Annotated in this window: 13 protein-coding genes; all 13 read right to left on the reverse strand. The window is 60.8% G+C overall.

Annotation, left to right across the window (positions count from 1 at the left end; genetic code table 11):
- Positions 1-6 precede the first annotated feature (6 nt).
- A complete protein-coding gene (locus ABVN21_RS21155; RefSeq protein WP_339555191.1) occupies positions 7-903 on the reverse strand; it encodes an antimicrobial resistance protein Mig-14 in 897 nt (298 codons plus the stop codon).
- Positions 903-2,033 carry a glycosyltransferase gene (locus ABVN21_RS21160; RefSeq protein WP_339555190.1) on the reverse strand — a complete coding sequence of 377 codons (1,131 nt, stop codon included), beginning with the start codon at positions 2,031-2,033 and terminating at the stop codon, positions 903-905. The genes ABVN21_RS21155 and ABVN21_RS21160 overlap by 1 nt, the downstream gene beginning before the upstream one ends.
- A complete protein-coding gene (locus ABVN21_RS21165) occupies positions 2,017-3,774 on the reverse strand; it encodes a carbamoyltransferase (RefSeq protein WP_339555189.1) in 1,758 nt (585 codons plus the stop codon). Before ABVN21_RS21165 ends, ABVN21_RS21160 begins: the two co-directional genes overlap by 17 nt.
- Before the next feature lie 165 nt (positions 3,775-3,939).
- Positions 3,940-4,275 carry a YceK/YidQ family lipoprotein gene (locus tag ABVN21_RS21170; RefSeq protein WP_339555188.1) on the reverse strand — a complete coding sequence of 112 codons (336 nt, stop codon included), beginning with the start codon at positions 4,273-4,275 and terminating at the stop codon, positions 3,940-3,942.
- A 148-nt stretch (positions 4,276-4,423) separates the two neighbouring features.
- The gene (locus ABVN21_RS21175) at positions 4,424-5,875 is read right to left on the reverse strand and encodes a lipopolysaccharide kinase InaA family protein (RefSeq protein ID WP_339555187.1); all 1,452 of its coding nucleotides are present in this window, start codon (positions 5,873-5,875) and stop codon (positions 4,424-4,426) included.
- Positions 5,875-6,627: a lipopolysaccharide kinase InaA family protein gene (locus ABVN21_RS21180; protein ID WP_339555186.1), complete on the reverse strand. Its 753-nt coding sequence runs from the start codon at positions 6,625-6,627 to the stop codon at positions 5,875-5,877. Before ABVN21_RS21180 ends, ABVN21_RS21175 begins: the two co-directional genes overlap by 1 nt.
- The gene (locus ABVN21_RS21185; protein ID WP_339555185.1) at positions 6,624-7,358 is read right to left on the reverse strand and encodes a lipopolysaccharide kinase InaA family protein; all 735 of its coding nucleotides are present in this window, start codon (positions 7,356-7,358) and stop codon (positions 6,624-6,626) included. Before ABVN21_RS21185 ends, ABVN21_RS21180 begins: the two co-directional genes overlap by 4 nt.
- Positions 7,358-8,164 (reverse strand): lipopolysaccharide core heptose(I) kinase RfaP, encoded by an 807-nt coding sequence (gene rfaP / locus ABVN21_RS21190; RefSeq protein ID WP_339555184.1) that lies wholly within the window; start codon positions 8,162-8,164, stop codon positions 7,358-7,360. Before rfaP ends, ABVN21_RS21185 begins: the two co-directional genes overlap by 1 nt.
- Positions 8,164-9,285, reverse strand: a complete 1,122-nt coding sequence (locus ABVN21_RS21195) for a glycosyltransferase family 4 protein (protein ID WP_339555183.1) — start codon at positions 9,283-9,285, stop codon at positions 8,164-8,166. The genes rfaP and ABVN21_RS21195 overlap by 1 nt, the downstream gene beginning before the upstream one ends.
- Positions 9,285-10,346 (reverse strand): lipopolysaccharide heptosyltransferase I, encoded by a 1,062-nt coding sequence (gene waaC, locus ABVN21_RS21200; RefSeq protein WP_339555182.1) that lies wholly within the window; start codon positions 10,344-10,346, stop codon positions 9,285-9,287. Before waaC ends, ABVN21_RS21195 begins: the two co-directional genes overlap by 1 nt.
- 1 nt (position 10,347) lies before the next feature.
- Positions 10,348-11,382, reverse strand: a complete 1,035-nt coding sequence (waaF, locus tag ABVN21_RS21205; protein ID WP_339555181.1) for a lipopolysaccharide heptosyltransferase II — start codon at positions 11,380-11,382, stop codon at positions 10,348-10,350.
- Between the two features lie 194 nt (positions 11,383-11,576).
- A complete protein-coding gene (glnE, locus tag ABVN21_RS21210) occupies positions 11,577-14,516 on the reverse strand; it encodes a bifunctional [glutamate--ammonia ligase]-adenylyl-L-tyrosine phosphorylase/[glutamate--ammonia-ligase] adenylyltransferase (RefSeq protein WP_339555180.1) in 2,940 nt (979 codons plus the stop codon).
- Positions 14,513-14,827: a hypothetical protein gene (locus ABVN21_RS21215; RefSeq protein ID WP_339555179.1), complete on the reverse strand. Its 315-nt coding sequence runs from the start codon at positions 14,825-14,827 to the stop codon at positions 14,513-14,515. Before ABVN21_RS21215 ends, glnE begins: the two co-directional genes overlap by 4 nt.
- Positions 14,828-14,861: the final 34 nt, after the last annotated feature.

The following is a 14,861-nucleotide window of genomic DNA, read 5'->3' on the forward strand; positions in this document are numbered from 1 at the left end:
GCTGACTCATACGGTGAAGACCGGCACAGGGTTGCACCAGCGATCCTTGTATTCCCGGTCGGCGCGACCGAAGGAAAAGCGCAAGGGTTTGTCCAGCGCCCGGGCATGTTCCCAGGCGCTCTGGGTATTGAGAAAACTCAGCACGCTACCGGGACTGAATTCACGGGTTTGCGGGTCGACACCGCCATTGATGTATTCGACGCTGATCCACTGCGGCGTCTCGACGCGGTACACCAGCTGGATCGCAATAGGCGCATCGTTGAGGAAGATTACCGAGCCGATCAGCAGCTCGCGCAACAACTCGATGACCTCGGCCATGCGATCGGCACCCGTGGCCGGGAAACCCCAGCGGCGCTGAAACAGGTCGCAGTAGATCGCCGCCAGCTCGGCACTGGAAAACTCGGTAACCGGTCGCACCACCCCGCCGGCTTCTTCCAGCAGACGCAGTTCGCGGCGTTGGTTGTAACGAAACTTTTTCGACAGTTCTTCGGGCGTGCGAGCCATGGCCAGTTGCTCGGCCTGTAGCTTGATGCCGGTAAAACGGCTTTCGTTCAGCGCCGACAAGTAGCGGCCACGATGCCGAAGGGGAGCCTGCGCATCGTCGGCGGCCGGCAAGATGATCTCGGCGTTGCCGAGGTCGAACAGGCCTTTTTTGCCGCTGCGCTTGAGCACGTCTTTGGATAACGCAAGATCGCGACCCCAGGTCGGGATCGCCGCTTTGACTGCGCCGTTCTGCTCCCAGGCCAGGTAGCGCACCGGAATGTCGGCCAACTGCGCCAGTCGCTCGACCACCATCGGATGAGTCGCGACGCTGCCGCCAAAACGTTGCCAGGTCTCGGCATAAGTCGAGGCGTCGGTTACCGACCAGCCACGTTCGCGCCAGCCTTGAAATCGGTTGAGCATCAGCCCCTCGGCGCCAGTTCGATAACGTGTGGCAAATGCCAGAAGGCATCGCGTACCGCGCGGTCGGAGAAGCGTTCATGCAGGCGTTCGAGCATCAGCTCGGCGCATTGCTGACGCTGCTGCTCGTCCATCGCGGCCAGATGCTGCAGTCCTTGAGCCAAATGCTCGGCATCGCCCAGCGGGAACAGAATACCCACGCCTTCGACCACTTCCTTCGCCCCGCCACACGCCGTGGCGAGCAACGGCACGCCCGCCGCCATGGCTTCGAGCAAGACCATGCCGAACGGTTCGTGATCGGAACTCAGGGCAAACACGTCGAAGGCGCGGAAATATCGTCGGGCTTCGGGAACCTGGCCGAGGAACAGCACACGGTCGCCAATCCCCAGTTCGCGGGCCTGAGCCTTGAGATCCTGTTCCAGACGACCGCTACCGAGAATCACCAGTTGGCTGTTGGCCGGCAAACCCGGCAGCGCGGCGGCAAAACCCTCCAGCAACGTCGCCTGGTCCTTGTCCGGGTGTAGCCGTCCGACGTTGCCGACGATCCAGGCATCCGCCGAGAGGCCGAGGATTTCCCGGGCCTCGCGCGCCGACACCTGGCTGTCCTGCAAGGCTTGCACGTCGATGCGGTTGTACAGCGTTCGAATCCGCCCCGCCGGCCACTTGGGCAGGCATTGGCGCATGTCATCGCGTACCGCATCGGAAACCCCGAGCAGACTGAGACGCTTGCGAAAGATTTGCGCGAAGAGTTTACGGCTGCCGCGCTTGTAATCGTCAAACGCGTGATGCACGCCAATCACCGGCAACGAAGTGCCAAGCAAGGCGATATAAATAGGTTTGAAACGGTGGGCGATACAGAAACTGAAGTTGCGCGAAGCGGCGATCTTGCGCAGATCGCCGATGGCGCCCAGCTTCAGGCCGCGGATGGCCCTGGAGCTGTATTCCATGAACAACACTTCATCGGAAGCGCATGCCGCGGCGACTTCAGCATCGGCGACCCCGGTCAGAAACACCGTGGTCACGCGATAGCCGGTTCCCGCGAACAGGCTGGCGTACTGCCGCGCGCAGTCCAGAAACGGCCCGTCATAGCCGTGGCAGAACTGCAGCACATGGCGTTCAGCCGAGCGTGTCATATGCGTTCGCGCCCTCTTTGACCACCAGAATGTCTTCCATGATCAGGTACTGTAGATCCGAACCGAAGAACATGTTCAGGGCGTCCGTCGGCGAGCAGATCATCGGCTCGCCACGACGGTTGAGCGAAGTGTTCAGCGACACGCCGTTGCCGGTCAGCACTTCCAGCGCTTTCATCATGTCGTAATAGCGCGGGTTGTATTCGCGCTTGAGCACCTGGGCCCGGGAGGTGCCGTCCTCGTGGACGACTTCCGGCACGCGGGTTTTCCATTCTTCCGCCACTTCGAAAGTGAAGGTCATGAACGGAGCCGGGTGATCGATCTTGATCATCTGCGGCGCCACGGTGTCGAGCATCGACGGGCAGAAAGGCCTCCAGCGCTCGCGGAACTTGATTTGGTGGTTGATGCGGTCAGCCACGCCCGCAATGCTCGGGCAACCGATGATCGAGCGACCACCCAAGGCGCGCGGACCAAACTCCATGCGCCCCTGGAACCAGGCCACCGGGTTGCCATCGACCATGATCTTGGCGATCTGCTCGGGCATGTTGTCGAGCTTGCGCCACGTTGGCTTGTTTTCGTGACGGGCGCAGGCCGCGATCACGTCTTCGTTGCTGTACGACGGGCCGAGGTAGACGTGTTCCATCTTCTCGACCGGTACGCCGCGGGCGTGAGACACATAGGCCGCGGCGCCGACTGCGGTGCCGGCGTCGCCGGACGCAGGCTGCACGAACAGCTCTTTGACGTCGTCGCGGGCGATGATTTTCTGGTTCAGCTTGACGTTCAAGGCACAGCCACCGGCGTAGGCCAGTTTGCCGGTTTCCTTGAGCACGTCGCCCAGGTAGTAGTCGATCATCTGCAGCGAAATTTTTTCGAACAGCGCCTGGATGCTGGCGGCGTAGTGGATGTACGGCTCGTCAGCGATGTCGCCTTCGCGCTTCGGACCCAGCCACTCGATCAGCTTCGGCGAGAAGTAGTAACCCTTGCCCTTCTCTTTGTAGCGACGCAGGCCAATGACGTTGGCGTAATCGGTGTTGATGACCAGCTCGCCGTTTTCGAACGAGGCCAGGCGGGAGAAATCGTATTTGCTGGCGTCGCCGTACGGTGCCATGCCCATGACCTTGAACTCACCGTCGAGCATATCGAAACCGAGGAATTCGGTAATCGCGCCATAGAGGCCGCCGAGGGAGTCCGGATCGAAGAATTCCTTGATCTTGTGGATCTTGCCGTTTTCACCGTAACCAAAGAAGGTCGTGGCGTACTCACCCTTGCCATCGATCCCGAGGATCGCGGTTTTCTCTTTGAAACCGGAGCAGTGGTAGGCGCTGGAGGCGTGAGCCAAGTGGTGTTCGACCGGCTCGATCTTGATCTTTTTCGGATCAAAACCCAGTTGCTCCAGGCACCAGACGATCTTGTTGCGATAGCGCTTGTAGCGTCGATTGCCCATCAGGATCGCGTCGAGTGCGCGGTCCGGTGCGTACCAGTAACGCTTGGCGTACTGCCAGCGGGCCTTGCCGAACAGGCTGATCGGCGCGAATGGAATCGCTACCACATCGACGTCGGAAGGCTTGATGCCGGCCTGCTCGAGGCAGAACTTCGCTGATTCGTAGGGCATGCGGTTCTTTGCATGTTTATCGCGTACGAAGCGCTCTTCTTCCGCCGCCGCGACCAGCTTGCCGTCGATATACAGGGCTGCGGAAGGATCATGGCTAAGGGCGCCGGACAGGCCAAGAATCGTCAATGCCACAGGGGTCTAGCCTCTTTAGTCTGCGTGCAGGCGCAACGCGCCTCAAAAATTAATGTGCCCTCGCAACGGGCGAGAGACAGCTAAAGGGCGGGATTATAGCTTAAAAGCAGCTTCAATCCTCTAGCTGCAAGCGGCAAGAGAAAGCAGTGGTGACCCTGGCATTGTTCATCCACGCGTGGGCCGCCAGTAAATCTGAATATTGCCATCCACACCCTGCCGGTAAATCGTATAGGGCAAGACGGCGGTGTCCAGCGCGCCAGACAAGGCCAGATCCAGCAAAACCAGCGAAACGAGGATGCCCGTGGGATCGGGCGGCGCATTCAATACACAAAAATCGTAGGCCAGGCCGCTGTAGACCCGAGGGATGGACTGACAATAGGTTTTTTGCCGACGAAGACTCTGGGCCGCGCCGGCATCGTCCTGCAAGACCGTTACGGCGGTCCCGCACCCCGTCAAAGCCAGTGAGATAACACCTGATGCGACTGCCGTCTTGATCGTCAAAGCTTGCCCTCCGAGTACGTCAGGCAAACTAGCATCGCGGTCATTCAGGCCACAGTTCATGACTTCCCAAGATCGTGTAGGACGGCTCTTAAGCGAATGCCCCTAATCTTCGCTGGCAGTTCGGGGCCTCATCGCGAGCAGGCCCGCTTCAGGTCGCGCTGGAGATGTCTTTGGGCAAACGCAGATCAATCATTTGATACAAGGCACTGCCTTCAGGCCAGTTGCGCATAAACCGCGCCCGATCCCGCGCATACGCAGGGGCAAAGCTGCCGAGCGAACCGTGCTGGCACATCGAATCCAGATCGATCAGCGCCCAGCGGTCTTCCTGCCAGAACAGGTTGTGGCCCTTGAAATCGCCGTGGCTGATGCGCTCTCGAATCAGTTCGGTGAACAGGTGATCCAGCGCCAACAGTTCGGCTTCCGGAGCGTCTCCGCTTTCAATATATGGCGCAAAGCGTTCGATGATGTCCGGTCCGGGCAGATGCTCGGTGACCAGATAGGCCCGGCTGCGCAACCAGAGAAAACGCTTCTCAAGCAACGCCAGCGGTTTGGGCGTGGCGATGCCGAGGAACGCCAGCCGATTGCCTTCGCGCCAGGAATGCCAGGCACGGCTCGGGCGCCAGAAGCGCTTGAGCCAGTGGGCGAATCCTTTGATGTTGTAGCGCTTGATGACCAGCGTACGGCCGTCCACCTCGACTTTGCCTACGCTCGCCGCGCCGCCGGTCTTGTACAAGTGACCCTGGTCGAGCAAGGCATCGGCCTGAGCCAACACCGGCAGCATCGCCGCTTCTTCCTCGCGACGAATCGCGCGCAAACCGAACGCACCGCGCTGGACGCTGAACAGCGTGCATTCGCGACCTACCTTGATCAGATAGTCCTTGAGCCGCCAGGCGCGGACCTTGTCGATATGTTTCTGCAAGGCTTCCATGGGCAAGGCGTGCTCGCCGTTGCTGAGCAGGTAATACACCAGCAATTCTTCAATGAAGGGCTCAATCGACTTGGGCAACTGGGCAAAAAACACCCCGAGGTTTTCCAGAACTTTTTGCCGCGAGAGTGGCTGACCAGGGGTTTCGGAGCAAATCCCGGCGCCGTCGATCAAATACAGTCGATTGCCCTGACGCAAAAGGTTGTCCAGATGCAGGTCTTCCTGCCACAGGCCTCTGCGGTGCATTTGACCGATGGCGCCTAACGCCTCAGCCAACACCGCTCCCTGCCCGTCGGACAACACCGGTAAATTCTCGACCTGCTTCCAGGTATCACCCAGACTTTCGGCGCCCTCCAGAAATTCGAATAGCAGCCAGCCGCCCTCGCCCTCCTTCAAGCCATCAGCCAACAGCTGCGGCGTGGTCAATCCTTGAGCGGCAAGCAAGCGCACGCCGTCCAGCTCCCGCTGAAAATGCCGAGCTGCCTTGCTGCCGACCAGCAATTTGGCCAACACCGGCCGGCCGCGCCAGACACCGGCACCGACATAGCGCTGCCCCGGCAACACCCGCAACAGGGTCAACAACTGTAATTCGGCGGGGCCGGCGGCATCGGCCAGCGAAAGACTCAACGGCAGGCTCGGTGTACGGCCAGCGTTTTTCAGTTCAGACAAACGCATCAGCGCTTCTCCTTATGGCCGCGGCGCGCGGTCAGGCGCTGTAGCCAGCTGTCGATCAGCGAACTGTCCTGCGCCTGATCCAGATAGGCAGCCAGCAAAATGCGCAACTGCGCTTCGCTCCACTCCGGCGCCCGACGCAGCAATGGTTCCAGGTCCTTGACCCGGTCGCGCTGGCCAAGCAGCAAAGGCCGGGTCTTTTCCAGGTCAATCAACTGGGCCTGGTAGCCGTCGCCGCTGGCCTGGAGAAAAATGTGCTTGGGATAAAAACAGCCGTGAACCTGGCGCTTACCGTGCAGGCGCTGCGCCAGTTGCCCGCAGGCCTGCAGAATTTTCGTCTGCTGCGCCTCGCTCAGGTCCGACCAGCATTGCAACAACGAGTCGAGGTCATCCCAGCCGTCCAGGGCGCGAGTCAGCAGAATCGCGCGGACTTCGCCATCCACTTTGCGTTCACCGAAGAACGCTGCTTTCAGCGCCGGAATGCCGAGCTTTTCATAGCGGCTGATATTGCGAAACTCACGGGCGAAACTCGGCTCGCCGAAAGGCGCATGCAACGTGTACATCTGGTAGTTGCTCTGACGCTTGAGGTAGAAGCCATGACCTTCCAGATCCAGCCGAAACACGCTGCTCCAGCCACCGCGGACGGAGTTGGGCTCGTCCACGGCTTCAAGCTGCCGGGCCCAGAGCGCGTCGAAAGTGCCGAGGCCGTGGCGCTCAAGCAGCGCACGGTCTTCAGCGGCCAGAAAATCAGTCATTCGCGTCCCTCGAAAAATCTCACCACGTGCCGGATCCGTTTTTTATCGGCCGCATTCAGCCGGTTCCGTTGGCGGTATTGCAGGTAAAAGCGCAGGCGCTGGGTGGCCGACAAGTGATACTTGGCCACTTTGTCGAGGCACGCCAGGTCTTTGGTGATGCGATATTTGAGCCAGAAACCGCGCCAGAAATCACCGTTGGGGCAATCGATCAGGAAAAGCCTGGCCTGATCGTCGATCAGCAGATTGCGCCACTTCAAATCGTTGTGGGTAAAACGATGGTCATGCATGGTCCGGGTGTAACCCGCCAATTGACGGCTGACGGTGTCGACCCAGGCGCGGTCCGCGAGCTTGGGATCATGCCGATCGGCCAGTGCGGACAAGTCTTCGGTGTTCGGCAGTTCGCGGGTGATCATCGCTCCGCGATCATACGCAGCGCCACGTCGTTCCAGGCCCCAGGCGATGACTTCGGCGGTGGGAATGCCCCATTTGGCGAAACGCTTGAGGTTTTGCCATTCCATTTTCACCCGCGGCTTGCCCAGGTAACGACGCAAGCCCTTGCCCGCGCCCACGTAGCGCTTCACGTAATAATTGACGCCATTGCGCTTCACGCGAATGACCTCGGACAGCGGATCGCGGGTCAGGCGCTCGCCCTGAAGTGCAAACACCGCCTCAAGACTGCCGAAGTCTTCGGCCAGGTCGTTGTAGCCAGGCTCCAGATTCCAACCCGCCATCAGAGCGCGTCCCCGTATCGCTGTTTACGGTCGTAGAGTTTGTTGGCCTTGCCTTCGAGCCAGCTCAGCAGCGCCGCTTCTTCGGCCAGGATCTGGCGCAGCGGCTGCTGGAAGTAGCCTTTGAGGAAGCGCAGTTTGTCACGCTGGGTCAAGCCAATGTCCAGGGCCGAAAAGTACAGCGCCGCCAGATCCTTGTTACGCCAGCGCTGGGTAATGGCCGGACGGGTCTGGGCGCGGTGCAGGTCGATCACCGAGAGTTTGAAGTCTTCAGCGGTCACCGGTTTATCGGTGTGCAGCAGGAAGTGGCAGATGTAGCAGTCGCGATGGTTGACCCCGGCGCGATGCATCATGCCGGTCATGCGCGCCACTTCGGCAATCAGCGCGCGCTTGAGTGTTGGCTCGGGCGGCTGCTTGACCCAGTTGATGCTGAAATCTTCGAGACTGATGGTCGGCGCCAACTCTTCGGTGACGATAAACGAGTGCTGGTCTGCCGGGTTGCTGCCCTTTTCGCCGTAAGCGACCGCGGTCATGGTCGGCACGCCGACTTCCTGCAAGCGCTGGATGGCTTTCCACTCCTGGCCCGCGCCAAGTACCGGCAGCTTGGCGGTGAGCAGGTTCTTGAAGATCTCGCCCCAGCCGATGCCACGGTGGATCTTCACGAAAAACCCGTTGCCGTCCACTTCAGTGCGCAGGGTGCGGCGAGCTTCAAGTTCGCGGTACACCTCGCCCTGCAAGCCCTCGACTTCGGCGAACGGGTCGCGCCCGGCCCAGAGGCTTTTGAACGGTTCAGCCAGCATCAACTTCATTAAGCGTGCTCCGCCAGAATCACATCGGCCGCGTGCTGCGGCATGCTATAGAGGTCGGCCGTCTCGGCGAAGGCCACACCGTTGCGGCTCCAGGCCGCCCGCGCTTGAGCGTCGTTCAACATATTGGTCAGGAACTGCGTCAGTTGCGCCTGATCGAACGGTTCGTCCAGCACCAGGCCGGCATCGGCCTCGGCAATGTAATGGGCGTAACCGCACACCGCACTCACCAGCACCGGCAACCCGGCCACCAGCGCTTCGAGCAACACGGTGCCGGTGTTTTCGTTGTACGCCGGGTGGATCAACAGATCGGCGCCAAGCAGGAAGCGCGGGATATCGCTGCGCCCCTTGAGGAACGTCACGTTGTCGCCGAGCCCCAGCGTGGCGCCCTGCATCTGGAATAACTTGGGGTCGTCCTGGCCAATTACAAACAGCCGGGTGCGCTTCTTCAGATCAGCGGGCAACGCGGCCAACGCCTTGAGGCTGCGATCAACGCCCTTGGTCTTGAACCCGGAGCCGATCTGCACCAGCAGCAAGTCGTCGTCCTCGAGATTGAATTCGGCGCGGAACCCGGCGCGAATTTCGTCGGCATCCGCCGGCCGACGACGATCCTGGGCTATGCCCGGTGGCAGCAGGTGGAAGCGTTCCAGCGGCGTGTCGTAATGCTTGATGAACAGCGGTTGCTGGACTTCGGAAATCATCAACACTTCGGTCTTGGCGTCCTTGGCGAACACCGCGCGCTCGTACTCAGCGAAGTGGCGATAGCGGCCCCAGCGGCGGTACAACGAGTTGCGCAGATTCTGCGCCTTGTCTTCGAAGCAACCGTCGGCGGCGTAGTAGACGTCCAGGCCCGGCATTTTGTTGAAGCCGATCAGGCGATCGACCGGACGCTTGGCCAGGTCCGCTTCCATCCATGCGCTGAGCTTTTCATTGCGACGATGGTTGAAGAACGCCTTGACCGGCGCCACCAGCACTTCGAAACCCGGTGGTACGTCGCCTTCCCAAATCAGCGTGTAGACGCGAATCTGATGCCCGCGCTTTTGGCACTCCAGGGCAATGCGCATGAAATCGCGCTGCAAGCCGCCAAACGGAAAATACTTGTACAGGACGAATGCCAATTGCATCAGCGCAGCTCCTCAGCCAGTAACAACGTGCTCAGTCGGCTCGCGACACGCTCGGGATTCAGACGCGTGAAGCACAGGGGCCACTCGCGTTTCAGGTCGAACCGGCGGGCGTCATCGGCCGTCGGTTGATAAGTGCATTTCTTTTGCAGACACGGTGCGCAGGGGAAATCGCTGGCCAGGTGAATCTGCGACTTGCCGTACGCGCCGGTCAGGCCCGGATTGGTCGGACCGAACAGCGACAAGGTCGGCACGTCCAGCGCGGCGGCCAAGTGCCCGAGGCCGGTGTCCACCGCCACACAAGCCTGTGCACCGGCCAGCACTTTACCGACGCCGGCCAGATTCAGCTTGGGCAGCACTTCGACGTGCTTCATGTCCTTGGCGATGCGCTCGGCGCGGGCCTTCTCGATCGGGTTGCCCCACGGCAGTTTCACCCCGACACCGAGGTAACCGACACGCTCGGCCAGCTCACGCCAATAGGCTTCCGGCCAGTGCTTGGTGTCCCAAGTGGTGCCATGCAGGAAGAGCACGTACGGATTCTTGCGCGGCAATTCCACCAGTCGCTCGACGTTCAGGCCGTAATCGCCCAGGCCTTTGGGCAAGTCATAACCCAGGGCCACGGCAAACAGCTGACGCACTCGCTCTACCGCGTGCTGTCCTCGGGCCACGGCCAAACGGCGGGAATAGAAACGTGCGGCAATCGGCTCGCGAGCGGAGTCCTTGTCGAGCCCGGCGACCGGGGCTTTGACATAGCGTGTGAGCAAGGCGCTTTTCAGCAAGCCCTGGGCATCGATGACCAGGTCGTATTTTGTCGCGCGAATGCTTTGCTTGAAGCGCTTCCACTCGCCGCTCTTGATGGTCTGCCAGATGTTTTTGCGCCAGCGGCGGATCGCCACCGGAATCACCTTGCCCACGGCCGGGTGCCAGGTCGGGATTTCGGCGAAACCCTCTTCCACCACCCAGTCGAATTGGATGCCGGGAATCGCCCGCGCCGCATCGGTCAGCGCCGGCAAGGCATGAATCACGTCTCCCAGCGATGAAGTCTTGATCAGCAGTACCCGCAAACTATTTGACCTCAACCACAGTGCCCTGCAACCGCTGCAAGGCTTCGTTCACCGCTTGCGGCATGAGCTGGCGCAAGCAGTTGTAATGGCCGAACCGGCAGGTGCGGTCGAAGCATGGGCTGCATTCGATGCCCAGGCGTACGATCTCGACGTGCTCGGCCAGCGGCGGCGTGAAACCCGGCGACGTCGAACCGTAGACCGCCACCAGCGGGCGATTCAGCGCGGCGGCGACGTGCATCAGGCCGGAGTCGTTGGAGACCACCGAATCGGCGCAGGACAGCAGGTCGATCGCCTCGGCGAGCGACGTGCCACCACTGAGGTTCACCGATTCTTCACGCAAACCGGGAATCAGCCGAGAACGGATGTTTTCGCCCACGGCGTGATCGTTTTTCGAACCGAAGAGCCAGACTTGCCAGCCCTCGCGAATCTTCGCTTCGGCAACTTTCGCGTAATGCTCGGACGGCCAGCGCTTGGATTCGCCAAACTCGGCGCCGGGGCACAGCGCAAGCACGGGACGATCGAGGGTCAGGCCAAACTTGGCCAGCGCCGCCTCGCGGGTCACCGGGTCGATTTGCAGGCTCGGGCGCGGGTAAGGCTTCGGCAGTTCAAAACCGGGCTCGTAGGCCAGGGCCATGAAGCGCTCGATCATCAGCGGGTAACGTTCTTTATCCAGCGTGCGCACGTCATTGAGCAGGCCGTAACGGAACTCGCCGCGCCAACCGGTGCGTTTGGGAATGCCGGCAAAGAACGGAACCAGCGCCGACTTCAGGGAATTGGGCAGCAGAATCGCCTGGCTGTATTGGCCCGCCAGGGATTTGCCGATGCGCCGACGCGTCGCCAGCTCCAGCGCGCCGTGACCGAGCGGAAAGCTCAAGGCCTGGCGAACTTCGGGCATGCGCTCAAGAATCGGCCGGCTCCACTCGGGGGCCAGCACGTCGATTTCGCATTGCGGGTGGCGTTGTTTGAGACACTGAAACAGTGTCTGCGCCATCACCATGTCACCGACCCAACTGGGCCCAACGATCAGAATTTTCATGTGGTTTCCAAAAACGAACCGGGGAGGCTTATGCCTCCCCGCCTCGTGAATTCTACAAAACACTGTGAATCTACTGTGGGAGCGAGCCTGTTCGCGATGGCGGCGTAACAGTCAGCATAGATGCTGGATGTGACGGCCTCATCGCGAGCAGGCTCGCTCCCACATTTGAATCTCATCGCTTCAACCAGCGAGAATCAGCTTAGCCCCAGCTCACGCCAGATCCGCATGACCTGCCGCCGTTCGTCCGCGAACTGATCGCCCGGTATCACCCCGGGGTCCTTCTGCAAGGCCTGCCGGTGGGCGGCGGAGCGGTAAGCCTTATAGGCTTCACGCAGCAGACTGGCATCTTCGACGGGCATCAACCCTTCGTGTTCCAGCTCTTCCAGAATACGGATGTTATCGGTCCAGCGCAGCAATGGCGGGTGCGTTTGCGACCACGCCAGGGCCGCGTATTGCACCATAAATTCAATATCGACGATACCTCCGGCGTCCTGCTTGAGATCGAACGGCGCCGTGGCCTCGAAGGCATTTGCCCCGGTGCCGGCCGCCGTACTCTTGCTGCCGAGGTTATCGCGCATCTTGGCGCGCATCTCGCTGACCTCCTGGCGCAACGTCGGCAAATCACGCGCCTTGCCCAGGATCGCCGCGCGAACCTGCTCGAAGGCCTGGCCGACATCCGTGCTGCCGACCAGCACCCGCGCACGCACCAATGCCTGATGTTCCCAGGTCCAGGCTTCATTTTCCTGATAGCGGGCAAATGCGCCCAGCGAACTCACCAGCAACCCCGACGCGCCTGACGGTCGCAGGCGCATGTCCACTTCATAGAGCTGCCCGGAGTTGGTCTGCGCCGTGAGCAAGTGAATGATCCGCTGCCCGAGCCGGGTGAAAAATTGCGCGCCATCGATGGGCTTCGGCCCGTCGGTTTCCGCCTGTGGATCGCCATCGTGGATGAACACCAGATCGAGGTCCGAACCATGTCCCAGTTCCAGGCCACCGACTTTCCCGTAACCGACAATAATAAAGCCGGGATCGCACAAGGTGCCGTCGGTGCGCAATGGCGTGCCGTATTTGGCCACCGTTTGACGCCAGGCCAGGGCTAGCACCTGCTCCAGGATCGCTTCGGCGAGCCAGGTCAGGTAGTCGCTGACTTTCATCAACGGCAGGTTGCCGGCGATTTCCGAGGCCGCGACGCGCAAGCGATGCGCCAGTTTGAAATGGCGCAGGGCTTCCATTTGTTGTTCGAGATCGTCCTCGGGAATCCGCGTCAAACGCTCGCGCAACTCGGCGGCGAGTTCCGGGGCCAGGGGCGGCTTGAACAGTCGACCCTCGTTGAGCAGTTCGTCGAGCAGCAACGGGAAACGGGTGATCTGCTCGGCGATCCACGGGCTCGCCGCGCACAAGGTCAGCAAGCGACGCAGCGCGCCGGGGTTTTCAGTCAGCAACACCAGATAGGCAGAACGGCGGGCCACGGCCTCAACCAAAGGCAGTACTCGTTCCAGCACCAGATCCGGATTGGCGTGCTCCACGGCTTGAGCCAGCAAGCGCGGAATAAAAGCATCGAGTCGTTCGCGCCCCAGACGCTGCATCGCACGCAATTGCGGACTGCCGCGCAGGCTGGCCAAGGCTTTCAGAGCCTTGGTGGCGTCGGTGAATCCGCCTTCCTGCAACTGACGGCAAGCCGCCTCTTCATCCTGAGCCTCTTCCCACAGCGGCAGCCATTCACCGCCGACCACCACTTCACTCTCGCCCCCCTGCTCCTCGTCGGGGTCGGCGATCACCTGAGCGAAGTGCCAGGCCACGCGGCCACGCCAGTACATCAGCCGCTCATGGAAAGCAGCCCAATCGTCGAAGCCCAGCATAAAGGCAATGCGCGCCTGGTCCTGGGCGCCGTCCGGCAGCATCTGGGTCTGACGGTCGGCAATCGCCTGGATCGCATGTTCGGTATAGCGCAAGAATTCGTAGCCTTCGCGCAGTTCACTGATCACTGCTGGCGGCAGGTAACCCTGACCTTCCAGCGTGCTCAGTACTTTTAATAGCGGGCGTTGCTGCAGGCTCAGGTCACGACCACCGTGAATAAGCTGGAAAGCCTGGGCGATAAACTCCACTTCGCGGATGCCGCCGGAACCGAGCTTTATGTTGTCGGCCATGCCCTTGCGCCGGACTTCCTGCTGAATCAGCTGCTTCATGGTGCGCAGCGCTTCGATGGCTGAAAAATCCAGGTAACGCCGGTAAACGAACGGCCGCAACATCTCTTGCAGTTGCGCGCCGGCCACCTGATCACCGGCCACCACCCGCGACTTGATCATCGCGTAGCGTTCCCAGTCGCGACCCTGATCCTGGTAATACTGCTCCAGCGCATTGAAACTCAGGACCAGCGCGCCCGACGAACCATAGGGCCGCAGGCGCATGTCGACGCGGAATACAAAACCGTCGACGGTCATCGGGTCCAGCGCCTTGATCAAGCGCTGGCCGAGACGAATGAAGAATTCCTGGTTATCCAGCGAGCGCTTCACGCCGACGGTTTCACCACCCTCGGGGTAGGCGAAAATCAGGTCGATGTCAGACGACAGGTTCAGCTCAACGGCACCTAGCTTGCCCATGCCGAGCACGACCATTTGCTGTGGCTCGCCACTGCGGCGACCGGTCGGCACGCCGAATTGCTGGCAGTGCCGCGCGTACAACCATTGATAGGCCTGATCGATGCTGGCATCGGCCATGTCCGAAAGGTCGCGGCAGGTCTGGATCAGATCGGCCTGGCGGGTCAGGTCGCGCCAGATGATCCGCACCTGGTGGCGGGCGCGTTGGCGGCGCAATGCTCGCGCGAGCTGATCATCGGTCTCGGCCTCGTTCACGGCTGCCGCGATCTGCGCGCACAACTCGCCGGGCGCAAAGCTACGGTCCAGCTCGCCCGACTGCACCAGCTCAAGCAGCATCAGCGGATCACGCACACTTTGTTCGATGACGAAGTCGCTGGCGGCGGTGACGCGGGCAAATTGCGCCCAGCGTTCAGGGGGCCATGCGGCCAGGCCATGGTCGTCATCCAGTGCCTCGACGGCGGTTCGGAACGACTGCTCGGCGCGGGTGACAAACGGCAGGAGAATGGCGGGCAGTTCAACAAGCGAAGGGAGGCTCATGGTCTATCCTTGATCGGCGTATAGAAGGCGGCATGTAGTGATTTTTCAAAACTCACTACCTGATCGACTGTCGAACAAAGGTTAGAAATAGCTGAAATTGCTTTTTTATTGGCAGGCCACATCAAGCTTTCACCTTTCCCGGTTGGAAAAATTCCAACCTTAACGATTATTCTCACAACGTAGTCGGAGGCCACAAGCCGCTCATCTGTAGTTTTACTACTCGTATATACATTCGGATAGCTGAAATGCCCGTTGATTTGTAGTAAAACTACACGCCGCCGGAACAACCTATCGGCAATCCAAGAATTCATAACGTCTGCCCACAAGGCCAGTCGCTAACTCAGG

The sequence above is a fragment of the Pseudomonas sp. MYb327 genome (genome assembly GCF_040438925.1).
Classification (GTDB): Bacteria; Pseudomonadota; Gammaproteobacteria; order Pseudomonadales; family Pseudomonadaceae; genus Aquipseudomonas.